The sequence below is a fragment of the Candidatus Sphingomonas phytovorans genome, from assembly GCA_029202385.1.
Lineage (GTDB): Bacteria > Pseudomonadota > Alphaproteobacteria > Sphingomonadales > Sphingomonadaceae > Sphingomonas > Sphingomonas phytovorans.
Window position 1 is genome coordinate 2,111,600 of sequence record CP119314.1, and the last position, 25,056, is coordinate 2,136,655.

25 protein-coding genes and 1 tRNA gene are annotated in these 25,056 nt (G+C 65.5%); 18 read left to right on the forward strand and 8 right to left on the reverse strand.

Annotated features, from left to right (window positions below):
• Positions 1–259: 259 nt before the first annotated feature.
• Together P0Y59_09760 and P0Y59_09765 are read right to left on the reverse strand one after the other, a co-directional pair.
• A complete protein-coding gene (locus tag P0Y59_09760; GenBank protein WEK01942.1) occupies positions 260–604 on the reverse strand; it encodes a hypothetical protein in 345 nt (114 codons plus the stop codon).
• 25 nt (positions 605–629) lie between these two features.
• Positions 630–1,622 carry a cysteine synthase A gene (locus P0Y59_09765; GenBank protein WEK01943.1) on the reverse strand — a complete coding sequence of 331 codons (993 nt, stop codon included), beginning with the start codon at positions 1,620–1,622 and terminating at the stop codon, positions 630–632.
• Positions 1,623–1,726: 104 nt separating this feature from the next.
• Here P0Y59_09765 and P0Y59_09770 point away from each other — a divergent pair, with 104 nt between their 5' ends.
• From P0Y59_09770 to P0Y59_09785, 4 genes are all read left to right on the forward strand, one after another.
• Positions 1,727–3,091 carry a hypothetical protein gene (locus tag P0Y59_09770; protein WEK01944.1) on the forward strand — a complete coding sequence of 455 codons (1,365 nt, stop codon included), beginning with the start codon at positions 1,727–1,729 and terminating at the stop codon, positions 3,089–3,091.
• A gap of 32 nt (positions 3,092–3,123) precedes the next feature.
• A tRNA-Thr gene (locus tag P0Y59_09775) sits at positions 3,124–3,199 on the forward strand.
• A gap of 190 nt (positions 3,200–3,389) precedes the next feature.
• Positions 3,390–3,662, forward strand: a complete 273-nt coding sequence (locus tag P0Y59_09780; GenBank protein ID WEK01945.1) for a type II toxin-antitoxin system VapB family antitoxin — start codon at positions 3,390–3,392, stop codon at positions 3,660–3,662.
• Entirely contained in the window at positions 3,659–4,051 is a 393-nt protein-coding gene (locus P0Y59_09785; GenBank protein ID WEK01946.1) for a type II toxin-antitoxin system VapC family toxin, read from the forward strand. Before P0Y59_09780 ends, P0Y59_09785 begins: the two co-directional genes overlap by 4 nt.
• On the opposite strand, the gene P0Y59_09790 is transcribed toward P0Y59_09785, so the two are convergent.
• Complete coding sequence (locus P0Y59_09790; protein WEK01947.1) at positions 4,052–4,378, reverse strand: DUF962 domain-containing protein; 327 nt, start codon at positions 4,376–4,378, stop codon at positions 4,052–4,054. It lies immediately after the preceding gene.
• A 211-nt stretch (positions 4,379–4,589) separates the two neighbouring features.
• Here P0Y59_09790 and P0Y59_09795 point away from each other — a divergent pair, with 211 nt between their 5' ends.
• The 5 genes from P0Y59_09795 to P0Y59_09815 all read left to right on the forward strand — a co-directional run bounded on the left by P0Y59_09795 (position 4,590) and on the right by P0Y59_09815 (position 9,462).
• Positions 4,590–6,161, forward strand: coding sequence for a VWA domain-containing protein (locus tag P0Y59_09795; protein ID WEK01948.1), 1,572 nt, complete (start codon positions 4,590–4,592; stop codon positions 6,159–6,161).
• Positions 6,162–6,363: 202 nt separating this feature from the next.
• On the forward strand, positions 6,364–6,585 hold the full coding sequence (locus P0Y59_09800) for a hypothetical protein (GenBank protein WEK01949.1): 222 nt from the start codon (positions 6,364–6,366) through the stop codon (positions 6,583–6,585).
• Between the two features lie 14 nt (positions 6,586–6,599).
• Positions 6,600–6,758, forward strand: coding sequence for a hypothetical protein (locus tag P0Y59_09805; protein ID WEK01950.1), 159 nt, complete (start codon positions 6,600–6,602; stop codon positions 6,756–6,758).
• A gap of 67 nt (positions 6,759–6,825) precedes the next feature.
• Positions 6,826–7,755: a class I SAM-dependent methyltransferase gene (locus tag P0Y59_09810; protein WEK01951.1), complete on the forward strand. Its 930-nt coding sequence runs from the start codon at positions 6,826–6,828 to the stop codon at positions 7,753–7,755.
• Between the two features lie 288 nt (positions 7,756–8,043).
• Positions 8,044–9,462, forward strand: a complete 1,419-nt coding sequence (locus P0Y59_09815) for a M20/M25/M40 family metallo-hydrolase (GenBank protein WEK01952.1) — start codon at positions 8,044–8,046, stop codon at positions 9,460–9,462.
• A gap of 78 nt (positions 9,463–9,540) precedes the next feature.
• Here the strand turns inward: P0Y59_09815 and P0Y59_09820 are convergent, their stop codons facing one another.
• The 4 genes from P0Y59_09820 to P0Y59_09835 all read right to left on the reverse strand — a co-directional run bounded on the left by P0Y59_09820 (position 9,541) and on the right by P0Y59_09835 (position 14,656).
• A complete protein-coding gene (locus P0Y59_09820) occupies positions 9,541–10,461 on the reverse strand; it encodes a M14 family metallocarboxypeptidase (protein ID WEK01953.1) in 921 nt (306 codons plus the stop codon).
• Between the two features lie 137 nt (positions 10,462–10,598).
• Positions 10,599–12,029 (reverse strand): serine hydrolase, encoded by a 1,431-nt coding sequence (locus tag P0Y59_09825; GenBank protein WEK01954.1) that lies wholly within the window; start codon positions 12,027–12,029, stop codon positions 10,599–10,601.
• A 221-nt stretch (positions 12,030–12,250) separates the two neighbouring features.
• Entirely contained in the window at positions 12,251–12,841 is a 591-nt protein-coding gene (locus P0Y59_09830) for an XRE family transcriptional regulator (protein ID WEK01955.1), read from the reverse strand.
• A gap of 168 nt (positions 12,842–13,009) precedes the next feature.
• Positions 13,010–14,656: a hypothetical protein gene (locus P0Y59_09835; protein WEK01956.1), complete on the reverse strand. Its 1,647-nt coding sequence runs from the start codon at positions 14,654–14,656 to the stop codon at positions 13,010–13,012.
• Positions 14,657–15,193: 537 nt separating this feature from the next.
• On the opposite strand from P0Y59_09835, the gene P0Y59_09840 reads away from it, so the two are divergent.
• From P0Y59_09840 to P0Y59_09850, 3 genes are all read left to right on the forward strand, one after another.
• Positions 15,194–17,923 (forward strand): TonB-dependent receptor, encoded by a 2,730-nt coding sequence (locus tag P0Y59_09840; GenBank protein WEK01957.1) that lies wholly within the window; start codon positions 15,194–15,196, stop codon positions 17,921–17,923.
• Positions 17,924–18,043: 120 nt separating this feature from the next.
• Positions 18,044–18,550, forward strand: coding sequence for a DUF1993 domain-containing protein (locus P0Y59_09845; protein ID WEK01958.1), 507 nt, complete (start codon positions 18,044–18,046; stop codon positions 18,548–18,550).
• On the forward strand, positions 18,550–18,954 hold the full coding sequence (locus P0Y59_09850; protein WEK01959.1) for a hypothetical protein: 405 nt from the start codon (positions 18,550–18,552) through the stop codon (positions 18,952–18,954). The genes P0Y59_09845 and P0Y59_09850 overlap by 1 nt, the downstream gene beginning before the upstream one ends.
• Before the next feature lie 645 nt (positions 18,955–19,599).
• On the opposite strand, the gene P0Y59_09855 is transcribed toward P0Y59_09850, so the two are convergent.
• A complete protein-coding gene (locus P0Y59_09855) occupies positions 19,600–19,734 on the reverse strand; it encodes a hypothetical protein (GenBank protein ID WEK01960.1) in 135 nt (44 codons plus the stop codon).
• Between P0Y59_09855 and P0Y59_09860 the strand changes: the two genes are divergently transcribed.
• From P0Y59_09860 to P0Y59_09885, 6 genes are all read left to right on the forward strand, one after another.
• Positions 19,727–20,221, forward strand: a complete 495-nt coding sequence (locus tag P0Y59_09860) for a DNA-deoxyinosine glycosylase (protein WEK01961.1) — start codon at positions 19,727–19,729, stop codon at positions 20,219–20,221. The two genes, P0Y59_09855 and P0Y59_09860, sit on opposite strands and share 8 nt — an antisense overlap.
• Before the next feature lie 155 nt (positions 20,222–20,376).
• Positions 20,377–20,673 carry a hypothetical protein gene (locus P0Y59_09865; GenBank protein WEK01962.1) on the forward strand — a complete coding sequence of 99 codons (297 nt, stop codon included), beginning with the start codon at positions 20,377–20,379 and terminating at the stop codon, positions 20,671–20,673.
• 37 nt (positions 20,674–20,710) lie between these two features.
• Positions 20,711–22,339: an asparagine synthase C-terminal domain-containing protein gene (locus tag P0Y59_09870; GenBank protein WEK01963.1), complete on the forward strand. Its 1,629-nt coding sequence runs from the start codon at positions 20,711–20,713 to the stop codon at positions 22,337–22,339.
• 52 nt (positions 22,340–22,391) lie between these two features.
• Complete coding sequence (locus P0Y59_09875; GenBank protein ID WEK01964.1) at positions 22,392–23,693, forward strand: type VI secretion protein ImpB; 1,302 nt, start codon at positions 22,392–22,394, stop codon at positions 23,691–23,693.
• Positions 23,694–23,820: 127 nt separating this feature from the next.
• Complete coding sequence (locus P0Y59_09880; GenBank protein WEK02542.1) at positions 23,821–24,201, forward strand: hypothetical protein; 381 nt, start codon at positions 23,821–23,823, stop codon at positions 24,199–24,201.
• 121 nt (positions 24,202–24,322) lie between these two features.
• Positions 24,323–25,051 (forward strand): ParA family protein, encoded by a 729-nt coding sequence (locus P0Y59_09885; GenBank protein WEK01965.1) that lies wholly within the window; start codon positions 24,323–24,325, stop codon positions 25,049–25,051.
• Positions 25,052–25,056 lie beyond the last annotated feature (5 nt).

The following is a 25,056-nucleotide window of genomic DNA, read 5'->3' on the forward strand; positions in this document are numbered from 1 at the left end:
CGAGATGAGTTTACCCCTGTCAGCACAGGGTTAACTCGGGTTAGTCGGGGATTCAAGGGGAAAGCCGGGGAAAGTCGGGGCAAAAGCCCTAATATCTTCGATTCTCCGGGGAATTAATTGCAGTCATTTCAACCTGTTCTCGGTGTGTTCTTGGGATCTCGGGGCTTGGGGGGCGTTTTCCCCGGATCGCCCCGGGGTCGGGCCATGTTTTCCCTGATTCTCCCCGTCGGCACCGTTGGCCTGACAGGGGATATCGGGCTCATTTGGTCTTCGCGGCGTGGGGCTCGGCCCGGCGCGTGGCCTGGGCGATGTTGAGTTCGGCCGTGGAACTCGGCGCGACGCCGAGTTCGGCGAGCGGTTCGCTGGTCGCGCCTTCGATCGGAAGCATCTGGTTGCCGGCCGCCATATTGGCCACCACATCCGGACGGGCGCCGCCGACGACGATCAGCGGCCGCTCCCTGTTGGCGGTGGAGAAGATCGCGGCGGCCAGACCGATAAGAAGCAGAACCGCGGCGAGGCCGATCATGCCGACCTTCACCCGTTGCGACGTCTGCGCCGGATCTTGAATCATGATTTTCATACGTGTGGCATAAATGTAACGCATGAAAAGAGTCTTGTCGATGGCCCGGCTATTCGCGCTTCAGCCGCTCCGGAACGGTCAGCCCCTTGGACTCGAGCCAGGCCCGATTGTAGAGCGTCGAGAGGTAGCGGAACCCCGTGTCGCACAGGATCGTCGCGATCCTTTTGCCCGGCCCGAGCTCCCTGGCCAGCCGCACCGCGCCGGCGACGTTGATGCCCGACGAGAGCCCCAGGCACAGCCCCTCCTCGTCGAGCAGCCGGGTCACCCATTCAAGCCCCTCCTCGTCGGAGATGCGGAACTGGGTGTCGATCGGCGCGCCTTCCAGATTGGCGGTGATTCGTCCCTGCCCGATCCCTTCGGCGACCGAACTGCCCTCCGACTTCAGCTCGCCACAGGCGTAATAATCGTAGAGCGCGGCGCCGTACGGATCGCTGAGCGCGATGCACACGCCCTCGTCCTTCGCCTTCAGCCCCAGCCCCACGCCCGCCAGCGTGCCGCCGGTGCCGACCGAGCAGGTGAAGCCGTCGATCCGGCCCTCCATCTGAGTCCAGATCTCTTCCGCCGTGCCAACGATATGCGCTCGGCGATTGGCGATATTGTCGAACTGGTTGGCCCAGATCGCGTTGGGCGTCTCCTCTGCGATCCGACGGGAGGTGTGAACGAAATGCCCCGGATTCGAATAAGGGGCGGCCGGCACCAGTACAAGTTCGGCGCCGAGCGCGCGCAGCGTGTCCATCTTCTCGCGGCTCTGGGTCTCCGGCATGACGATGATCGTCCGGTACCCCTTGGCATTGGCGACCAGCGCCAGGCCGATGCCGGTATTGCCCGCGGTACCCTCGACGATCGTCCCGCCCGGCTGGATCAGCCCGCGCTCCTCGGCATCCTCGACGATGAACAGGGCGGCGCGATCCTTCACCGAGGCGCCGGGGTTGGCGAACTCGCATTTGCCGAAGATATCGCAGCCGGCGGCCTCGCTTGGGCCGTTCAGGCGGACGAGCGGTGTATGGCCGATCAGGGCGAGCGTGTTGGGGGCGGTGTGCATGGGCGCTAGATAGAAGCGCCACCCCCTGCTGGGCAAGCAAGCGAAACTTGTGTCGGAGGATCGACCACTTCCGCGATAGCCAAGTTCGCCCGATCACCGATAAGATGCGCCCGATGACCACGCCCGATCCCGTTCAAGCGCTTCACGAAACGCTCGTCAGGCGCGACACGCCGGAGACGGTGGCAGCGCTGATCGCATCCGCGCTGCCGTCGCCGCAGGATCGCAAGCTCACGGCCGAGCTTCAAAGGATTATCCGGGGATCGGGGGCGCGACGCTTCGGCTGGTCCTCGATGGCCAGCGTGTTCCGCGCACCGGACCGTATGGACCGGCAGATCGCGAAAGCGCGCGAGCTGGCCCAGCTCTTTCTCGATAATGCACTGCCGGAATCCGACGATGCCGACGCACTCGATTCCTTCATCGCGCGCTTCAACGTGTTGATCGGCAAGCAGCCCGGCCGGGCCAGCTTCAAGCATGACCGACATAATCGGCAGGCGCGGGGCGCGCTCGGCCTCGATATCTCGCGTCGCCGGTATGTGAAGCTGTTCCGCGTCGCCGCCCGCCTGGAACGGCGGCTCGCAGCATTGAGGCGCGAGGAATCACGCCACCGCCTGGTCCTGCTGGGCAAGGCCGCGCTCGCCCCCGACCTGACCTTGGGCGATCTCGGCGGCCATGCGCAGACAGCAGCCTTTGTCGCTTATTATGCAGCGCGCATGAAACTGCGCAGTGAATTCACGATCAGTGGTCAGCAACAACCATTCGATCATCTTGCGGCCGCCCTGCTCGGCCTGTGCGCTCGGGATACCCGGACCCGCTGGTATGCGATCGCCCATGTCTTTCCGCGCGATGACGTACTCTCGCATCTGTCGGATGCCGAAAAAGGCCAGCTGCTCGGCCGCTGGTTCGATATTCTGAACGAGATTTCGGATCGGCTCGAGGCGGCGTACCGGACCACCGACATCGATCTTGCCAGCATGATCGTGAAGCGGGGCAATGATTCGTCGACCTGGAATCTGCTTGCCACCGCGTGGAACCGAGCACGCGATCACTGGATGGCCTTGATCGTCGCGCTCGGCCTGGAGCCGGTGTTCGAGCAGATGCTACCCGGCAAGGTCATGCGCCTGATGGCAGCGGACGTGGCTTATTGGCACCGCAGCGCCGGTGGCGGAATCCATCCCGATACCTTGGTCTGGCAGGCCCTCCCCAAACCATGGGAGGTGCTTCACGGAGAGATGAAATGCACTCGCGAAAAGGTCGAGGTCGCCTGCGCGGAAAAGGACGTCGACCCGATCAAGGCCGGCTGGACAACGCCGCGGTCGCGTCGCGCCGTGGCGTCCGCAAAGCCGACACCCGAACTTGTCCATGGGGTTACGGTCAACAATCCCTATTTCGCCTCGTTGCTTCGTGACATGGGTGCTTTCAGCGGCAAACCTCCACGGAAGCGATTCTTCGACCTGCTGTTCGGCGATTGACAGACAACTGCGCGAAAGATCAAAAGTCAGGCGCCCCCCGGTAGCTCAGTGGCAGAGCAGTCGGCTCGTCTCCGACCGGACGCTGGTTCGAGCCCAGCTCGGGAGGCACCTTATTCTCCCGCCGCTCTATCGATACGAGGCGCCGGTCCTCGCCGTCGCCGCCGATCATGCGAATTGTAGGAGCCGGCGCGCGGCGCGCACGGTGTTGTGGGCAAGCAAGCTGGATCATCACCCCCTAAGTTCGCCGTTGTCGCATCCGCGTGCCCATGGTAGAATTTTCTACCTCGGAGGTAGAAACATGGGCGTTCAGCTCAACATCAAGGACGAAGAGACCGTCAGGCTGGCCCGCGAACTCGCCGCCGAAATGGGCGAGAGCGTTACCCAGGCGGTACGCATCGCCCTACAGGAACGGCGCGCTCGCACGGCTACGCCGCGACGCCGGGCAACCGTCGAGGAAATGATGGCAGTCGTTCGCGGTTTGCGAGACCATTGGAAACCGGAGTTTCGTGATCAGGAATTGTCGCTGACGCACGGCGACCTGCTCTATAATGAGGATGGTTCGTTCAAGTGATTGTCGATACGTCGGCGATCATTGCGATCTTGCGAGACGAGCCTGAGGCGAGAGCCTTTCTGGAGGCGATGGCTACAGCAACGAGCTTGCGGATATCCGCCGGCTCCTGGCTGGAACTGACGGTGGTCACGACGCGCGGGGGCGATGCGCTGATCGGCGAGGCTGCCGACGCGTTGCTGGCACGCTTCGACGTCCAGATTGAGGCTGTGACTAAGGAAATCGCGACAATCGCGAATGACGGCTATCGGCGATATGGACGAGGCACCCGGCATGCCGCCGATCTCAATTTCGGCGATTGCTTTGCCTATGCGCTCGCGAAAGCGACGGGCGAACCGCTCCTCTTCAAAGGCAATGATTTCCTAAGGACTGATATCGTCCCCGCGCTCTGATCAGGCGACACCCGCCGCGCGCAGATGCGGCCCCAGCCGCCCGGTCAGCCACAAAAAGAACATCCGGTAATCGCTGAACAGCGACCACAGCGGATAGGTGAAGGTCGCCGGCCGGTTCTTCTCCACCCCGAAATGCGCGCCCCAGGCAAAACCGTATCCGGCGAGCGGCACCAATGCCCACCACCAGCCACCCTTCGTCAACGCGAGCGCGAGGAAGACGAAGGTCAGCGCCGTGCCGACATAATGCAGCCGCCGCGTCTCGGGCTTCGCATGCTCGCGAAGATAATAAGGCCAGAATGCGGCATAGGTGGTGATCTGCTGTACCATGAGTCGGGATGCTAGCGTCGCGGCCAAGCATGTCGACCGATAATTTCGGCACGCCTTCGGAGCAGGAATATGGCTCACGGAAAGTACGGTTTTCCGCCGAAAATCTAATATCCCCTCATGAGATAGGAAAACGCTTGCCTGCCCGGAAAAGCCGTGACACAAACACGGCGAAAATGAGGCCCAAATAAGGCAAGTATCTAGGGAGCATGTCATGAAGTCCAAGACGATCCTGTGCTGCGTCGCGTTGGCGGCGGTGACGGCCGGCTGTTCGAAGCCGGGCGGCAACAATTATTCGATGCCCAGCTATGAAGCGAGCGACACCGCCGAGGCTGGACTGGCCACCCCCGATGCAAGCGGCGAGAAATACAAACCCAATGCCATCTCGCCGGTGCACATGGTCGCCGACGCGCCAGTCTCGACCTTTGCGGTCGATGTCGACACCGCCGCCTATGCCAATGTCCGCCGCTTCCTCACCCAGGGCCGGAAGCCGCCGGTCGACGCGGTCCGCACCGAGGAGATGATCAACTATTTCCGCTATGACTATCCCCTGCCCTCCGACCGCGAGGCGCCGTTCAGCGTGACCACCGACGTCGCTCAATCGCCCTGGAACCAGGATACGAAGATCCTGCGCATCGGCCTGCGCGGTTATGACCTTCCCTATGCGCGCCGCCCGGCCGCGAACCTGGTCTTCCTGGTCGATGTCTCGGGGTCGATGGACGAGCCGGACAAGCTGCCCCTGGTCAAATCCGCCCTCTCCACCCTCGCCGACAATATCGGCCGCGAGGATCGGGTCGCGATCGTCGTCTACGCCGGTGCGGCCGGCGTGGTGCTCGATTCAACCAGCGACCCGTCGGAGATCAAGGCGGCGCTCGACACTCTCAGCGCTGGCGGCTCGACCGCCGGCGGCGAAGGACTCCAGCTCGCTTATTCGATCGCCCGCGAGCATTTCATCAAGGGCGGCGTCAATCGCATCCTCCTCGCCACCGACGGTGACTTCAATGTCGGCATCACCGACCAGAAGGAGCTGGAGACGCTGATCGAGCATGAACGCGACGACGGCATCACCCTCACCACGCTCGGCTTCGGCCAGGGCAATCTCAACGACTCGATGATGGAATCGATCGCCGATCTCGGCAACGGCAACTATGCCTATATCGACAGCGCGATGGAGGCGAAGAAGGTCCTGTCCGAGGAACTCGCCTCGACCCTCTTCACGATCGCCAAGGACGTGAAGGTCCAGGTCGAGTTCAACCCCGCCTATGTCAGCCAGTACCGCCTGATCGGCTATGAGAACCGCGCGCTGGCCGAGCAGGATTTCGACAACGACAAGGTCGACGCGGGCGACATCGGCGCCGGCCACCAGGTCACCGCGATCTACGAGGTCGTGCCCGCCGGAACGAAGGGCTGGATGTCCGACCGCCGCTACACCGACAACCGCCGCGCCACGCAGGCCCCGGCCAGGCAGGACGGCGAGATGGCGTTCGTCCGCCTGCGCTACAAATTGCCGGACGGCGACACTTCGCGCCTGATCGAACGCCCGGTCGACGCCCGCCAGCTCGCCACCCATGCCCTGCCACAGGGCGACATGGCCTTTGCCACCGCGGTCGCCGCCTTCGGGCAAAAATTGCGCGGCGACACGCGGCTCGGCGACCTCGCCTATGCCGATATCCGTCGCCTCGCCGGCAACGCGGACGGCTATTGGCGACAGGAATTCATCAAGCTCACTGAACTCGCCGAGGCGGGGCAGGTGCCTGCGGCGTCGCGCCGGGACTGGATCGGCTAGGGAGATCCAGTTCAGCCGCGATCGTCGCAGCAGGGAGCGGCCGGGGATGTGTCCAACCCCGGCCGCTCTTTACGCATTCCTTATGCGGATGCCCCCAGGTCGCCGTCGAAGCTTAACGCCCCCCGCGCCTATCTGAGGGCCGCGGCACGACAACGCGCCGCGCCATCGCCGGCGGCCCCCTTGCCGGCGCAGGAGCATCCCGATGCAGACCCGTCCCGCCGATCCCGGTGCGACACCCCATATCCTCCAGGTCGGGCAGGATCGCCGCGGCCGCTGGATGGTCCAGGAAAATCACGGCCTGATCGAGGGCGTGTTCATCTCCCGCGACGCGGCCCTCCATTTCGCCCGCCTCGAACGCCATGCCTTTCCCGGCGCGACGGTGGAACTCGCGAGCCACCCGCTCACCTCGACTCTCGCGGCCTGACATGGAGAAAGACGATGTCCCCGGATCTCACCGGCCTGCTGGTCATCGCCCTGATCGGCCTCGCCCTGACGAGCCTCGCTCTGCTCTGCCGTCTCCGCACGACACGCACGCCCAGCCGGCACCCGGCGCCCCACCCCGACATCACCCTCGGATTCAGGGATCCCTGGCGCTGAGGCCCTTCCGCCGCCCGGTCGATCGCGACCCCGGCAATCATTGAACTCCCCCTTTCAGGAGCCACCCATGGCAACCCGCCTTGCGTTCGACGACATCACGGACCCGGACCCTCTCCCGGCCAGCGCCGAAATCGCCCTCGCCTATGACGCCGCCGGCGCGGACTATCGTGACTATGCCGATGGCGACGCATCGTCCGGTTTCTCCGGCCGCTACGACTTTGCCGATCGCGAACTGTGGCTGCGGATCGACAAGACCCTGATCGAACTGCGTGCCCAGGGCCGCCACGCCATCCGCATCCTCGATCTCGGCTGCGGCCCGGGCACCTGGCTGCTGCGCACCGCCGCCCGCGCCCGCGATCTCGGCTTCACCGCGATCGAGGGGCGCGGCGTCGACATCTCCCCGGCGATGATCGCCCTCGCCAACCAGGCCGCCGCCCGCATGACCGACCCGAGGATCGGCCTGACCTTCGACGTCGGCGACATAGTGGAGACGCTCGAACAGGAGGGCCGCCATGCCTGCGACATCGCGCTCTGCCTCTACGGGGTGCTCAACCATGTGGTGCCGTCCAGCTACCCCGCCGTGGCGCGCGCGCTGGCCGAGGTGACCGACGGCGCGCTGATCGCCACGGTCCGCTCGACCGGCAGCCTCCCGTCGATCTTCATCTCGGGGCTGGAGAAGGCGCGGCATTACCATCAGGACCATGAGCATGACCGGCTCGAGATCGACCTGCTCGATGGTCGCCACCTCGAATTCGCCCTCCATCTGTTCAGCGCCCGCGAAGTCCGCGCCCTGTTCGCCCCTCACTGCGCGATCCGCGAACTCGCCGGCATCGACGTCTTCCACAGCCGCTTCCGTCCCGAACGCGACTGGAACCCGGCGACCGAGGACCCGGCGCTCGAGGCAAGCCTCGCCCGCCTCGAACATTTCTGCGCCACCGATCCGACCTTCATCGATCGCGCCGCGCATATCCTGCTGCTCGCCGGGCCGGCCGAGTAGAATGAAGGCAGCCGCCGTTCCTCCAGGCTGAGGCTGCTGCCTTTGTCCCATTGCCGCCCCCGACCGTTCGCGTCGCGCGCCCCTCGAGACCCGGTACGCCCTCACCGGCATGCCCGAACCCGCGCGGCGCGAACGGAAAGGGCGTCCAGCCCCCCGTCGTCACCCCGGAATAAGTCCGGCACGGCGGAAATCATCGAAGCGCCTGAAACGCCCCCGTCCGCCGGAAGCGTTTGACACCCCCCGAACCGCCCCCTTAGCCTGCCCCTCAAAACCCCGGGGGAACCATCAATGAAACCACTCGCCACAGCCGCCGCAACCGCGCTCGCCCTGTTCGTCTCCCACGGCGCCACGGCCCAGACTCAAGCCCCCCGCCCCGACCAGCTCGCCTTCCGCGATCTCTACCGGGAGCTGGTGGAAACCGACACCTCGGTCTCCACCGGAAGCTGCACCGCCGCCGCGGAGAAACTCGCCGCCCGGCTGAAAGCGGCCGGCTATACCGACGATCAGCTCACCCTGTTCAAGGCCGACGGCTTCCCGCTCGACGGCGGGCTGGTCGCGCAGCTTCCCGGCACGTCGCCCAAGGCAAAGCCGATGCTGCTCCTCGGCCATCTCGACGTGGTCAATGCCCGCCGCGAGGACTGGCAGCGCGATCCGTACAAGTTCATCGAGGAGGACGGCTATTTCTACGGCCGCGGCACCTCCGACATGAAGGCGATGGTCGCGACCTGGGTCGACACGCTGATCCGGCTCAAGCAGCAGGGCTACAAACCGAAACGCACGATCAAGCTCGCCCTCACCTGCGGCGAGGAATCCGGCGCCCGCATGAACGGCGCACAATGGCTCGCGGAGAACCGGCCCGAGCTGATCGCCGCCGAATTCGCCCTCAACGAAGGCGGCGGCGGCCGTACCGACGGGCACGGCAAGGTCGTCACCCAGGCGATGCAGGTCGGCGAGAAATCCAACCGCAGCTTCGAAGTGGAGACGACCAACCCCGGCGGCCACAGCTCGATCCCGATCGACGACAACGCCATCTACGAACTCGCCGACGCGATCGAGAAGCTGCGCGCCTACACCTTCCCCGTCCGCTTCAACGACACCACCCGCGCCTTCTTCGCCAAGGCGGGCGCGGAGCGGAACGACGAGACCGGCCGCGCCATGGCGGCGCTCGCCGCCAACCCGGCCGACCGGGCGGCAGAGGCGATCGTCTCGGCCGACCGCACCTTCAACTCGATGCTGCGCACCACCTGCGTCGCGACGATGCTTGAGGCGGGGCATGCCGTGAACGCGCTGCCGCAGCGCGCCAAGGCGACGGTGAACTGCCGGATCGTACCCGGCGAGGATGGCGATACGACCCGCGCCGCGCTGATCGCGGCGATCGGCGATGCGAAGACGAAGGTCACAATGGTCGGCCGCCTCCGCCCGGTCGCCGTCCCGCCGCCGCTCGACCCGAAGATCATGGGCCCGGCGGAAAAGCTCGTCGCCCGCTATTTTCCGGGCGTCTCGCTCATCCCCACCATGTCGCCCGGCGCCACCGACGCCACCTATCTCGCCCCGATCGGCATCCCGACCTATGGCGTGCCCGGAAGCTGGGGCGACCCGGACGGCAATGGGGCCCATGGCCTGAACGAACGGCGCGAAGTGCGCTCGGTCTATGTCGGACGGGATTTCCTGTTCGACCTGGTAAAGGCCTATGCCAGCGGCAGCTAGGCGCCGGCTATCCGGGACCGGCCTTCGGGCTTAGAAAACAGCCGCTGCCGCCCCCTGACCGGGGCGGCAGCGATCCGTTCACGCCTGCGCCAGCGCATAGTCCAGCGCCGCGCACACGGCGGTCACCTGCGCATGGTTGCACTCCTCCGGCGTAGCGGTCGCGCTGTCGGGATAGACCTCGGTGGTGGTCGTGTAGCGCGCACCCGTGATCGAGGTGCAAAGCGCATAGTCGGCCAACGGATATTCGATCACACCGTGCGCGACCACGGGCGAACCGATGATCTCGCCTTTGTCGTCCGGCGGGGCGATATGGGTCACCCGTTCGACCGCGGCGATGATGGCCTGCTGGAAGCCCGGCTGCGGATTTGCGCTGTCGTCCACCAGATAGAAGCCATCGGGAATGGTTTCCGGCTCATGGGCCTTGCCGTCGCGCGCGGCCAGCGCCGGACGGAACTCGCCCTCGTCGCTGTCGGTCGTCTCGTGCAGGTCGATATGCAGCAGGAACGTTTCGTGCACGGAGGCAACGAGCTCGATCAGCGCGGTGGCTTCCCGCGCCGGACCATCGGCCCGGAAATTCCGGTTGGGGTCGACCGCGTCGTGGTTCCAGCGGTTGATTCGTTCATAACCCCATGGGCTGACACACGGCACGACCAGCAGATTGACCCTGCCCGCATAAGCGGTGGCGCGCTGCTCGAGGAAGTCGAGCGCCCCCATCACGCCGCTGGTTTCGTAGCCGTGCACGCCCCCGGTCACCAGCGCGGTGGGCAGCGCGGGGTCGAAATGCCGGTCGCGCAAGGCAAGCAGCGTGTAGGTTTCGCCGGCATAGTCGAGCCGGCCATAGGCGATTTTCTCGTACCGGTCGGCCAGCGCCTCGATGCGCGGGACGACGTCCTCGTCATAGCGGCGCTGGCGCGATTGCCGTGCCCGCCACTGGTTCAGGTCATCCTCGTTCCATGGCTGGCCGGGGGTGCCCACGGGGTAGAAGCTGGTGTTCGTCATCTCATTCTCACTGACCGGCCTTCCGGCCCCTTCGATTGCAGCACCAGGAATGTCGGTCCGGGCACATGCCCGGCCTAGTCGTCTCCATCGACGATTGGCAAATCATTCGCCGCTGCCCCTGCCGCGTGACCGTCGCCTCAACGGATGCGGGGAATCCCGCGAATCTCGAAAACCATCCGCCCCTCCCGTTCGCCGAGGGTCGCCACCACCCCCGATTGGGAATCGACAAATCGGCCGTTGCCCAGCGGAAGCAGCTCCGCAATCTGCACGGGGCCGATCAGGACCAGCAGCGCATCCCCGGCCGGCGATCGCTCGAGCCGGCAGGAATCCGAACTGGATCGGTAGACGCCTTCGTAGCGAAGCAGATCGCCCGGCGGGACTGATGCGCCGGCGACCTTGACCGGATCGAACCCCGACCAGCCATTGGCCTTGGCGATCGCCTGGATGATCTCCGCCGCCAGTTCCTGGCCGCGATCGCCATTGGTCATCACGACCACGCCCTGCCGCCGCTCCGGCAGCCCGATCATCATGCCGCGGAAACCGAAATTCGCACCGCCGTGGAAGAAGCGAAGATCGCGCCCGCTGCCCGCGACCGACACACCCAGCCCCCAGCCATCCTTGTCGGGCGTCAGCATCGCGCGCGCGGTGTCGGGGCGCAGGATCGCGCCCGGCCGACCGGCATAGGAATCCTCGATCCCGATCACCCAGCGGGCAAGGTCGGAGGGTGTCGTCCACAGCCCGGCGGCAGCCAGTTCGGGATAGGTATTGTAGCGCCCGTCAAGCGGATCGCCCTGGTAGCGGTAGGCGGTTGCCGCGCGACCGGCCAGTGCCTGCGGCAGCGGCTGCATGAAACCGCTGTCCGCCATTCCCAGCGGGGCAAGCACCCGCTGCTTCATCACCGCGTCGAACGGCTTGCCGGATACGTCGCCGATCAACTTCTGCACGACCGTGAAACCGCCGCCCGAATAGCGGTTGATCGAGCCGGGCTGGACGTTGACGACCACCGGCACATTGTTGGCGGGCGCCGCGCCGGACAGAATGGCGACGAGGTCGGGCAGCGGCTTCCCCGGCGAATAACCGGTGAAGCCGGAGACGGTGAGTCCGGCCCGGTGGGTGACCAGATGGCGCAGCGTGACCGGATGACCAGCGGTCAGGTCGTTCTCCGGGATCGTCCATCCGCGCAGTTGCTGATTGACCGGCCGGTCGAGCGCGAGCTTGCCCTCGTCGACCATCGTCAGCGCAGCACTGGCCGTCACTGCCTTGCTCATCGAAGCGGCCTGGAAAAGGGTGCGGACATTTACCCGGCGGCGCGCCTCGCGATCCGCCCAGCCCCGGGTCGCGGTCCAGGCGATCCGCCCCTTGTCGATGAAGACGATGCTGATCCCCGGGACGCGAAGCCGCTCCATCTCGTCGGCGAGGCGGCGCGGGGAATAGTCGCGCCCCTCGATCTGCACCTTGGGATAAAGCTGGTCCAGCGGCTGCTCGGATCGCGGCGACCCGGCCGAGACTGGTTGCGAACAGGCGATCAGGACGGAACAGGCCGTCGCGCCACGGAGAATAGAATGCATCGGCCGCTCCCATAGTCGATGGCGAGGCGGCGCATCGCCGGCCCGCGTTTCCCAGCCTCAAGACCCCGGGGTGCTTTGCCCGATCGTCATTCCGCAACGCCCGATGGGCCGCCAGCCCGTTTCAGGGCTGCTCCCGGTGGTGAAGCTTGGATATCAGTAGAATAGGAAAAATTCTCTTACAAGAGAATTTTTCTCATATGGTTATCAAAGCCTGCGGCGTATCATACGTTCAGATTGACCGAGACGATCCAGGCCTCGCCCTCCCCGGCATTGAGATAAGCATGTCCCATGCGGCTATCGATATAGGCACCCTCGCCGACATCGAGCACGCGGGGCTCGTAGAATTCGGTATGGATCTCGACCCGCCCCTGTACGACCAGGACGAATTCTTCCGCGTCATGGCGCAGCAAGTCGCCAAACTCTTCCAGCGTATGGGCCTTGCACTGGCAATGGATCGGTATCATCGCCTTGACGCGCAAGTCGTTGCACAAATAGTGATAATTATATTTCTGGGTCTCGACCAGCAGGCCGGAACCACGGAGCGCCCAGCTGATCCGCCCCGTCGGCGCGGCCCGCACGCTTTCCTGTGGCGTCTCGGGCGAGAGGAATTCGGAAAAGCTGACGTCGAATGCTTCGGAGATTTGCTGGATACGATCATAGTTCAGCGTCAGCAGACCATGCTCGACCTTGGACAGTGTCGACAACGGGATACCTGATTTCTCGCTGAGCTGCGCCAGGCTCCACTTGCGCGACTTGCGCAGCGTCTTGATTCGCTGCCCCATCAGCTCACCATGTTTACGCGAAACGTCCATCGATAATCCTTGGCGCCTGCGCTTCCCTGGGATGAGGAAGCGTAAAATTCTCTGCGGGATAGCTATCGATATCGCCACGGTCAAAAGCACCCGGCCATCATTCTCCCATGGAGAACGGCCGGGCGCTTTATCCCGTCCCCCGAACCGGCGCCGCGGCGCCGCGCGGGATCAGGGCCGCCGCAATGCGTCGATCCGCCTGGTCAGTTGCTCCTGCTCGGCGGCCGACTTGGTCCGCCACCAGTCAGCGACATAGCCGCTGCTCATCGGCACCAGCCTGCCGGGCCACCGCGCCATCTGGGCTTTCGGGAAGTGGTTATCGATACCCCGCAGATAATGGTCGAAAAAGCCGAGCACCATGTCCTTCTGCGTCTCGATCAGGTCGCGCGCCGGCGCCTCGCCGAGGAGCATTCCCTTGAGTGGCTGGCGGATGAACAACGGGAAATCGGTGATGCCGACATGCTTCGAATCGACCAGCATCACGCGATGGAGATCAGGAAGGCGGCCGGCGTCGGCGAAGCGTTCATAGGAGAATTCATTGCTGCCACGCGGCTCAGCCGGCACCGGCGCGCCGAGCAGCTTGAATATATTGAGCGGATCCGAATGGAACATCAGGAACGGCACCGGCATATTGCGATCGAAGGCGTCATAGCCAAGATCGGTGCCGTCCAGGTTCACGCCGGCTGCGCAGCGCCGGTCGACCATGCATACCGCGCCGGTCGTTGCCCCGCCGAACGACATGCCCAATTCACCCACCCGGTCATAGCGGCCGGCGGCGACCAGCCGGGCGACCGGTGCCGGCACCGCACCCTTCTGCAACTGGTCATGCACGAACAGCCGGTCCGCCAGCCAGGTCGTGGCGCTGCGCATGCCGATCCGGTCGTTCGTCCTGACGGCATCGGCACGCAGCTTGAGCATCGCGTCCAGGCGATCGCCGGGGCTTGCACCGGTAACGGCCTTCACAAGAACAGGGGCGGGCTTGCCGTTTGACTTCTTGCGCTGGGGCATCGGCTCCATAGGGATGACATCGCCGTTGGGAAACATCGTGGCGCCGGAATCGCCGGCATGCTGGATCGAGACGATCATGTAGCCGTGGCTCGCCAGCTGTTCGAGCAAGGCGCTGTTCTGCGCCAGGAATGCCATATAGCCGTGGCTGAAGAACAGCACCGGAAGCTGATGGGCGCCCGGCGCCAGCGGCGCATCGTCATAGGCATTCGACATGACATGCCGCAAATGATCGAAGAGCAGCGGGAAACCCACGGCTTCGCCGATCGCACGAGCCGAGCTATGGGCTTCGGCCCTGGTCAAATAGGGGCGAGGGTTCATCCCGCGAACATCACCCGCCGGGTACCAGATGCGAACCAGCAACCGCCTCGGCTGATCGGCCGGGACCCCGGAGACGCCCTTGCGCGAAGGATCGTCGAGCTCGAAGGTGCGCACGCCGACCGCATATTTGCCGTCGGGCCTGGGCAGCGGCCGCACCGGGAACATCCAGACCGGAAACAACAGGGGCAGCGCCAGGAACAGCCACAGCAGCCCCGTCACCCAGGGGAGCCGCCAGGGCCTTGCCGGACGCCCGGCCTTTTCGGCGCGCGTTGCCCGCCAGCGCGAGACCCCGATGGCTGACAGCCCCAGCAGGCCAAACAGCGCGCAGCCGCCGACCTGCCAGCGATCGATCGCAATCCCCCAGATCGCCGTCGCGATGATCGCGATCGCCAGCGCCGACAGCACCTGCCGCCGCCGCTGGTCGCGCCAGAAGAGCCAGCAGCCGATAAACCCGGCCATCAGAATGACCTGCAACCAGTCGACGATCATCATCGGACGCATCCTCCCAACGCAATGTTCGCGCCTTGGTAACCGCCTTCCGGTGGCCTGTGCCCGTTATGCGGGCAGGAAGGCGCATCCGCAGGAAATCCCGTGACGCATTCGGAGCGCCTCTAGCCGCCCGAGAAACGCCTGTCGCCATTTTTTTCTTATCGGAAAAGTTCTCTCAAGAATTTTACCTGATCGCAGGACATTTTGCGATCGTGGAGGCGTCCGCCTCACCCTGTCTCGACATCGCAGCAGAGTCCGAAATGCGGCAGAAGCCACGAATTCCGCTGCTGCTGACGAAATGAAGGAACCCGTCCCCGGCCTCGACGCCACGATCGAGCGGCGCGCATCGGACGCATGAGCCAACAAAGGGGAGTTCGAGACGAATTCCCCGATATGAAATATTTTCTAATCAGGATTGCTTTTTGCCCGGTGGGCGGCATATCCAGCGAACAGCCCGAAGATGGCGGCCGCCTGCCCGGCACAGAATCAGGAAGCAGGCCGGGATGCCGATCGGAGGGATGCATAAAAATGGGGAGGACTATGAAGTTCAATCATCTGCACTGGCTCGCCGGCACCGCGCTGTCCGCCATGGCGATCGCGTCGCCCGCCTTCGCGCAGGAGGGGAAGGCCCGGGTCGCCGAAGCCACCTCACCCGATATCAGGCCCGACGAGGATATCGTCGTCACCGGCTCGCGCATTCAGCGTTCCGGTTTCGATGCACCCACGCCGACGACCGTCCTCGATGAGAAGGCGCTGAGCATCGGCGATCGTCCCGGTATCGCGCAGGCACTCAATGACGCGCCGCAGTTCCGCCCGTCGCTGACGCCCGAAACCACTGTCGCCAACACCAACGCGGCCGCGACCGCGGCAGACCTACGCGGCCTCAACCCGGTTCGCACACTGACCCTGCTCAACGGCCACCGCTTCAGCGGCAGCAACGATCTCAATTCGGTCCCGCAGAATGCCGTCAAGCGTGTCGACGTCGTCACTGGCGGCGCGTCGGCGGCATGGGGTTCCGGCGCCGTCGCGGGCGTCGTCAATATCGTTCTCGACGACGATCTGACCGGCCTGAAAATGGGAGTCGATTCGGGGATTTCCTCGCGCGGGGATGGCGGCCGGTACGGCGCCGATCTTGCCTGGGGCAGCAAGTTCGCCGGTGGGCGCGGACATATCCTGATCGCCACCGAATATCAGAAGAGCGACGGCGCGCTCGATCGCGCGTCGCGGCCCAATATGAATGGCGGCATGTTCCAGCGCGCCGACGGACAGCTGGTTCTCGCCAGGGACGTCAATTTCACCATCGCCAACAACGGCGGCGCGATCGTCAACCCGTTCACCGGGGCACCCTATAATCTGGTGTTCAATCGAGACGGCTCGGTCGGGCCGCTCACTCTCGGCAGCGAGACCGCGGGCCAGCTCACGATCGGCGGCAACGGCCAGAACCTGACCCAGTATCTCAACGTCAGCACGCCCTATGAACGCATCAACCTGCTGGCGCGGGCGAGCTATGATGTCACCGACTCGCTGAAGGTCTGGGCCGACTTCAGCTTCAACCAGATGACCGCGAGCTTCGGCTTCTTTCCGGACACGGCGCTGGCGGTCATCATGCCTGACAATGCGTTCCTGACCCCGACCGCCCGGCAGCAGCTCGCGGCCGCGGGCGTGAGCGGCCCGTTCATCCTGGGCCGCCTGCTCGACGATGTCGGCCCAACCCACCTGCTCAACTATGCCTATAACCGCCGCAACCTCGAAGGCGCCGTTGGTTTTGACGGGAGCTTTGGCGGTGGCTGGAAATACCAGGGCTATTACGACCATGGCGAGTTGCGGAACCGGCAGTCGCTCGACAACCAGCGGATCCCCGCCAATTTCAACCGCGCCCTCGACTCGGTACTGGTGAACGGCAAGGCGGTGTGCCGCGTCAACGCCGACGCCAACCCGGCCAACGACGATCCGGCCTGCGTTCCGCTCAATCTTTTCGGCAACGGAAACATCTCCGACGCGGCGCGCGCCTATTCCTTCGCCAAGGGGACCGGAATCAGCACCAATAAGCTCGACGCAGCCGGTGTCAGCCTGAGCGGCCAGCCCTTCTCAACCTGGGCAGGGCCAGTCGATCTCGCCGCGGGTACCGATTTCCGCTGGGAAAAGTTCGTCACGAACTATACCGACCCCCTCTCCCAGGCCATGGCGCTTGCCCCGCTCAACTTCGCGCCGACCAATGGCGGCTTCAGCGTCAAGGAATTTTTCGGCGAGCTCAACGCGCCGTTGCTCAACCAGCCGGGCACGATCAGGCTCGAGATCAACGGCGCGGCGCGCTATTCCGACTACAGCACCAGCGGCGGCATCTGGTCGTGGAAATTTGGCGGCACCGCGCGGCTGTTCAACGATCTTCTCCTGCGCGGGGTCTATTCGCGGGACATCCGCTCGCCGAGCATCACTGAATATTTCCTCGGTCGCTCCACCAATCTCGGGGCGGTGCTCGATCCCTACAAGAACAACAAGCTGGTCCAGTCGGTCTACAATTACTCAAGCGGCAATCCCGATCTGAAACCGGAAGTGTCGCATACCCTGACCGTCGGCGGCTCCTATTCGCCGCACGGCATCCCCGGCCTGCGCGTGTCGGTCGACTATTACCGGATCAAGATCGACGGCGTGATCGTCACCCTGCAGCCGCAGGACGCCCTGAACCTGTGCGTGGCGCAATTCCCCGGCGACAATCTCTGTGGCGGCCTGATCGAACGCGGCTCCGACGGCGAGATCAAATCCCTGATGCGCAAGATGATCAACCTTGCAAAATACCAGACAAATGGCCTCGATATCGAAGCTTCGTATCGCAGGCAGCTCGGATCGGGCACGCTGAGCGCCCGCATCCTTGCGACACATGTCTTTCAGCTGTTGATCGACGATGGGGTCAAGACGACCGATCGCGCCGGCATCATCGGAAGCGAAACCAGCTTCTCCACCCCGAAATGGCGCGGAACCGGGTCCATCAGCTACGACGACCGGAGTTTCGGCACCGATCTGCGCCTGCGCTATGTCGATGGCGGCCTCTACACCAACCAGGTCGGCCCCAACGGGAAACTGCCGCTCAACAACGATGTGGCCAGCCGCCTCTATGTTGACCTGGGATTGCGGTTCAAGACAGGGCCGTTCACGCTGTACGGCAACGTCAACAACCTGTTCGATCGGCAGCCGCCGCTCAGCTATTACAGCAGCCCGAACTATGACGTGATCGGCCGCTACTTCTCGGCGGGCGTCAAGCTGCGGTTCTGATCCCTCTCATTGTCGGCGGTCCGCCTGCGCGGGCCGCCGACATCGTTCCCGGTCAGGCCCTGGCCGCATTCTGCATCGCCCCATCGACGCCCCGCCCCCACCCCGCTACACCGCCGCCCCATGACGACTCACCTCTACGATCTCACCATCCCGGTCTTCCTCCGGGGCTTCCACGCCATGTCCGGCTTCCTTGCCAAGGGCGAGGCCTGGGCGGCGGAAAACGGCGTCGATCCAGCCGACCTGCTCACCGCGCGGCTGTTCGAGGATATGGCCCCGCTCACCGGCCAGGTGCAACGCGCCAGCGACGCGGCGAAGTTCACCGCGGTCCGCCTCGGCGGAGTCGAGAACCTGGCCATGGCCGACGAGGAAGCAAGTTTCGCCGACCTGCAGGACCGGATCGCGAAGACCGTCGCCTTCCTCAAGGCAGTCCCGCGCGAGGCGATCGACGGCAAGGAAGACGCTGCCGTCACGCTCACCACCCCGCGCGCCACGTTCGATTTCACCGGCCGTGATTATGTGCTGAACTTCGTCCTGCCGAACTTCTATTTCCACGTCACGACAGCGTACGGCATCCTCCGCCACAAGGGCGTGCCGGTCGGCAAGATGGATTTCCTCGGCGGAGTCTGATGCCAGTGCCGGGTTCGACCGCAACGCCGCTGCGCGCTGCCGCGCTCGCCGCCGCCCTGCTGCTCGCCGGCTGCGGCGGCGGTGGCGCCGGGGGCAAGTCCGGCGGCACGGCGGCGATGGCGTTCACGCCGATCGCGCCCGGCACCTTCGCTGTCGTGATCGATCCGAACGCCAATGTGCCGAAGACCGAGGCAGCATTCCGCAAGCAATGCGCCGGCAGGCAGGATTGCACCATCCTCGCCTGGACGAAGGCGGGCGCCGCCGCGCACGGCATGCCGCTCAGCGACCAGCAAACGGCGGCGCTCGCCCTTCGCTATGTCCACCGCGCGGCCGGACAGGACGAGATGATGTGGGATTGCGTCAGCTTCCCCACCGCCAAGGCGCCCTGCCTGTCAAAGGCGTGATTTGGGGCTGAGCCCGACGCCTTGCTCACCAACGGCTTTGCCGTTCCTGTCGAGTAGAGATCGAGCAGGCGCAGCGGTATCGAGAGCTCGTATCGAGGTACAATTGAAGCGCGAAACACCTGTCCCTTGATACGCCATCTCGACACGCTCGATGGCTACTCGGGACGAACGGACATGGTTCGGATGTAGCGCACGGTACCTGGCGCCGATTCAAACCCACGCCTCTTCATGCTGGAATCGCCCGGACCCCCACGCCCCTTCCGGCGCGGGAAGAGCCCGAACTATTCGATTCCGAAGGCAAGAAAAGCGTGACGAAAATCCGATCCCCCTCGCGAAATTCGGCAAATATTCTTGCAGTATCGTGCCAATATGCCGGATCGCCGCTCGACGCGAATGGGCAGTCCCCAGACGATCCCGGATGTCGTTCTTCACTATTCGTCGTGACACATCCAAGAAATGCCGGATTCCACCTCTCTCGCGGACGCGTCGCGTAAATCGGCGAATATTGTGACATTTTCCGCAGTCCGGCCCGCACCGAGCCACGAATTCATGGCGATTATTGTTACGCCGCTCCAACATTTCGCCGATCCGCCCCCTGCCCCGGCGGTCGCGGCCGACCCCGATTCAATCCTGCCATCAGCGCGGCTATCCAAGATCGCGCAGGGTCACGCTTCCTGCTGCTCTTTCCACCGTGCAGCTCTTCATCTGATCCTGGCTGAAGATCGTCACCACCGGCTTCGACAAGCGCGCCGCGATCGATAAAGCAGGTGTCGTGGTCATCGCGAAACGCTCCTTTCCGCCCGTGGTGAATCCCGAGGTCCGGCTGCTGATGCTCGGCAGCCTCCCCGGAGACCGCTCGCTCGCCGCGGGGCGCTATTACGCCCATCCCCAGAACCAGTTCTGGCACCTGATGTCGGGCGTCATCGGCCGCGATCTCGTCGCGCTCGACTATGACGACCGCCTCGCCGCCCTGCTCGCCGCCCATGTCGGCCTGTGGGATGTCGTCGCGAGCGCCCGCCGCGACGGCAGCAGCGACGCCGCGATCCGCGATCCCGTCGGCAACGACCTGCCCGGACTGGTCGCCACCCTGCCCGATCTTCGCGCGATCGGCTTCAACGGCGCGACCTCCTTCCGGCACGGGTCGGCGCGGTTGGCCGGGGTCACTGACATCGCGCTCGTCGCTCTTCCCTCCAGCAGCCCGCTCCACACCGTGGGGATCGCGGCGAAGCAACCGCTATGGGATCGGCTTCGCGAGGCCCTGCGCTGATCCCTCTACCGTGCCCCGACCGGCTCTGGTCCGTCCGGCTCCGGCAAGGGAAGATGATTGCTCCGTTTCGGCGGTATATCCGCCTCCTGTCCCGCCGGGGACATGATAGACTCTTCCATGCGCTCGCCAATAAGCGAGCCGACAGGGGAGCCGATATGCCAAACGACGAGGAAACCCGGATTCCGACCGGTGACGACATCTTCGAGCATCCCGCCGAGTTCGCTTCGGGCCCGAATCCCCCGGCGCCGGGCACCGCCGTCGGAAAAGGCACCGCCGGCCAGGATGCCCAGCGCCGCCGCAACGGTGGAGATGGTGGTGGAGGCGGTGGGGGTGGTGACGACGGCGATGGCGATGGGGGCAGCGGCAAGCGCATCTCCGGCACTGACGCGCAACGCCGCCACAGCGGTGGCAAGGGCACTGCCGGCCAGGACGCCCAGCGCCGCCGCAATTGACCTGCCCCCCGGCCTGAACACCCCGGTCTGAACATCGATGCTTTCCCTGCATCTGCTGGCGGGCGATGCCGGGCTCGACTGGCACCGCACGGCGACCGGCATCGCCCGCGGGTCGAGCCAGGTCGATCCCTATCGCCACGATGCCCTGGAGGAGGTCATCGCCGTCAACGGCGAGCGGCTGCTCGTCTGCGTGCGGGAACGATGCGCCGGACTGATCGGGCCTGAGATCGACATCCTCGCCGGGTCGGCGTCGCCAGCCCCGATCGACGCTGAACGGTTCGACCGGCTGGTCGGCAGCCTGCGCGCCTGGCCGCTGCAATGGCACCTGCTGATCGTCGATCGCGATACGGCCCGGCTTGAGGCGGGCCATTGGGGCACAGCGCCGGTTTTTCTCGTCGCCCGGCCCGGCGGCGAGCTGCGGGGGCATTGGGATGCTGACCGGCTGTTGCCCGGCCTGGAGCGCACCAGTCTCGATCCGGCCCGCGCCGCGCGCTGGATCGCCGAATATGACGCGCCCTATGCCCGACGGACCCTGTTCCGCGATCTGATGCTGCTCACCGAACGGGCCGTCGCGACGTGGCGCCGGGCTCCGGGCGGGGATCACGGACTGGACATCGCCTACCCTGCTCCATGGCCGCGGCCGGTCCCCGGCACCCTCCGCCCGGAGGCCGACCCGCTCGACGCATTCGAGAACATCCTGCGCTCCTCGATGCGTCGATGGACTCGTCTCGCGGGGGAAACGCTTGGCGCGGAGTTGAGCGGCGGCCTCGATTCCGGCCTTGTCGCGGCGATCGCGTCCCGGGAATCGGCGAGCCCCTTGGCAAGCTACGGACTCGCCATCGCCGGGATGGCGGACGCCGTCGCGGATCAACGCGCGCGCCGGGCGGATCTGATCGCGGCGTTCGGCCTGCGCGACACGGAAATCCCGATGGAGGATTTCCTGCCGCTTGCGCCCGGCAGTTGCCGGCTCGACGGCAACGCGCCGGTCCTCCCATGGGAGGAGGGTTATTACGAGGCGATGGATCATCTGCTGGAGCGGGCCTATGCGGCGGGCACGCGGGTGATGCTGACTGGCTTCGGCGGAGACGAGCTTTGCGGCCTTCGCCCGTCCGAACAACGCGCGCTTGGCCTCGCGGCGGAACCGGCCTGGTCCCTCTCGCCGCCGGAAGGTCCCGCCTTTCTCACTCCGATGGCAAGCGCTACCCTGGCGACGTCGCCGGACCAGCCGCCCCGCGCAGCGAGCTGCGATTCATCGGTCGAGGTCGCCGCGTTCAGCGCGGCGCGCTATCTGTGGCATGGCATCTGGCCGGTTCATCCGTTGTGCACGCCGGAACTTGTCCATTTCTGCGCGCGCCTCCCCGCCGCCTGGCGCGCCGACCGCACCATCGAACGCGCCCTGCTCGCGCGGCTCGGCGCGACGCCGCGGGTGACTAAGCCGGCCTTTCGGGACGATCTCTCCCCGGCGCTCGTGCGCGGCATGCGTTTCAGTGCCCGGCCACTGCTCGACCGCCTGTTCGCTCAGTCGAACCTTGCCCGACAGGGCATCGTCGATGCTGCCCGGCTGCGCCGCGATTATGCCGAATGGTGCGAGCGCGACGACACTGATGGAGCCGAACGTTATTACGCCGTCGCGATCCTGGAACTGTGCCTCGCCAGGATGCGCTGAGGCGATCGGTAAAAGAGTCCCGGCCTCCACTTGTTCGTGCTATGTTCCAATCGTGCCGGACGACTCGCCCCTCCTGCCCCCGCGCCCGCTGCGCTGGCTGTTCCTCGACCTGAACAGCTATTTCGCGAGCGTCGAGCAGCAGCTCCAGCCCGAATTGCGCGGCAAGCCGGTCCTCGTCGCGCCCGTGCACAGCGACACCACCGTCGCCATCGCCGCCTCGGTCGAGGCCAAGCGCTACGGCATCTCGACCGGCACGCCCGTGTGGGAGGCGAAGCGCCTGTGCCGGGACCTGATCGTCACGCCCGCCCGCCACGAAAAATATGTCGAGTTCCACGACGCCATCATCGAGGAGATTTGGAAGCACATTCCCGTCACCCGGGTCTGCTCGATCGACGAGGTCGCCTGCCGCCTGCTCGACAACGAGAACTCGGTCGAGGCGGCGGTCGCGCTCGCCCGGCGGATCAAGGCCGGCATCCGCGCCAATGTCGGCGGGTGCCTCACCAGTTCGGTCGGCATCGCGCCCAATTGCCTGCTGGCCAAGCTCGCCTCGGACATGATGAAACCCGACGGCCTGGTCGTAATGACCGCGGACCAGCTTCCCCACCGCCTGTTCGACATGCCGCTCCGCGACATCGCCGGCATCGGCGCGAAGATGGAACGGCGCCTGGCGCGGGACGGCATCAACGACATCCGCCAGCTGTGCGAGCGCCGTCCGCGCGATGCCGGCACTGCCTGGGGCGGTACCAATGGCGACCGGCTCTGGTATCTGCTCCACGGCGTCGACCTGCCGGAAAAGCCGACTCAAAGCCGCTCGATCGGCCACAGCCACGTCCTGTCGCCCGGCAAGCGCGGGGTCGAGCCGGTCCGCCTCACCGCGCGCCGCCTCGCGCTCAAGGCGGCGAGCCGGCTGCGGCGCAAATCCTATCGCAGCCGCCTGCTCGTCCTCCACGCCCGGTTCGAGGACGACAAGTCGACCTGGCGCGCCAGCATCCGCCTGCCCGCCACGCAGGACAGCTTCGCGGTGCTCGCCGGGCTCGATGCGCTGTATCCCCGGCTCGTCGCGGTCGGGCGACGGCGCCCCGGCGACTTCCAGATCCGCATGGTCGGCGTCACCCTGGCCGAGATCGAGCCGGTGGCCGGGGAACAGGATTCGCTGTTCGCCCTGCTCGATCCGGACGACCCGCTGGCGCGCGAGACTCGCACCCTGTCGCTCAGCCGCGCAATGGACCGGATCAACGAACGATTCGGTCGCAACGCGGTCAGTGTGGGGCCGCTGCACGGGGGCAGGCTCGACCGGGTCGGCACGAAGATCGCCTTTGGAAGAATCCCGGAAATGAGCGAGTTTCACGAATAGTCCGATACTTGGCCCCTGCTTTTCCGTATGACGTTTTTGTGACCGCCCGGAATGGGTCGGACAATCCTATAGGATGTGATAATAAGCTATTGACGGAGCGATTTCCGTGGGCAAAGCAGCCCGCGACATGACGAGCCGCCTCCTCCCCGCCGCCGCCGTCGCGCTTCTCGCGCTTTCGGCCTGTAACAACGACAAGCCGGAGACGGTCACGCTGACCGCGCCGGATCCGCAGGCGGCTGAAATCGCCAATCGCGCGCCGGTCGAGCTGCCGCCGGCGATGAAGGCGGACGTGACCATGCGCTGCAAGGACAACAGCCTCGTCTATGTCACCTTCTTCCAAGGCGACAAGATGGCCGTCGTCAAGCTCGCCAAGGACGGCCCCGCCACGAAGCTGACCGCCGCCAAGGAAGGCGATCCGCTGAAGGCCGAGGGTTACTCGCTGACCGGCAACCCGAAGAACATCAGCCTGACCGCACCGGGCAAGGGCTCGACCACCTGCCACCAGTAAGGCGGTCGTCCGATCGATTTCAACGAGGCCGGCGGAGCGATCCGCTGGCCTTTTTCATGGGCGCATGGTTGCCTCGCCCGCCTCCGTGGGGCACGATGGCGCTACCATATTAGGGGCGAGCATGGCGACGATCGCGATCTACAGCCTGAAGGGCGGCGTCGGGAAGACGACGCTGGCGGTCAACCTCGCCTGGTGCGCCGCGACACTCTCCGCCCGCCGTACCCTGTTATGGGATCTCGATCCCCAGGCCGCGAGCAGTTTCCTGCTGTCGGGCAGCAAGGCGAGGGAACAGGCCCAGTCGGTCTTCTCGAAGGATGTCGAGCCGGAGAAGCTGATCCATCACACCGCGATCGACCGCCTCGACCTGATCGGCGCCGACGCGTCGCTGCGCGGGCTAGACCTGCTGTTCCACGAGCTCGACAAGAAGAAGCGCCTGCAGAAACTGCTCACCGGCCTGCGCAAATCCTACGACCGTATCCTGCTCGATTGCCCGCCGGGGCTGACCGAGACAAGCGACCAGGTGATGCGCGCGGCCGACCTGATCGTGGTGCCGGTGATCCCCTCGCCCCTGTCCGAACGCGCCTATGCCGAGGTGGTCAAGCATCTCGGGGGCGCCCTCGGTGCGAAGGGCGCGCAGGTGATGCCGGTCCATTCGATGGTCGACCGCCGCCGCAAGCTCCATGCCGAGGCGCTTGAACGCCACCCCGACTGGCCGGTGGTGCCGATGGCGAGCATCGTCGAATCCATGGCGGTCAGGCGCTCGCCGGTCGGTGCCTATGCCGCGAAGTCGCCCGGCGGCCAGGCCTTCGCCCAGCTCTGGCAGGCGGTCGAGCGCCGCCTCGCCAGATGAACGCC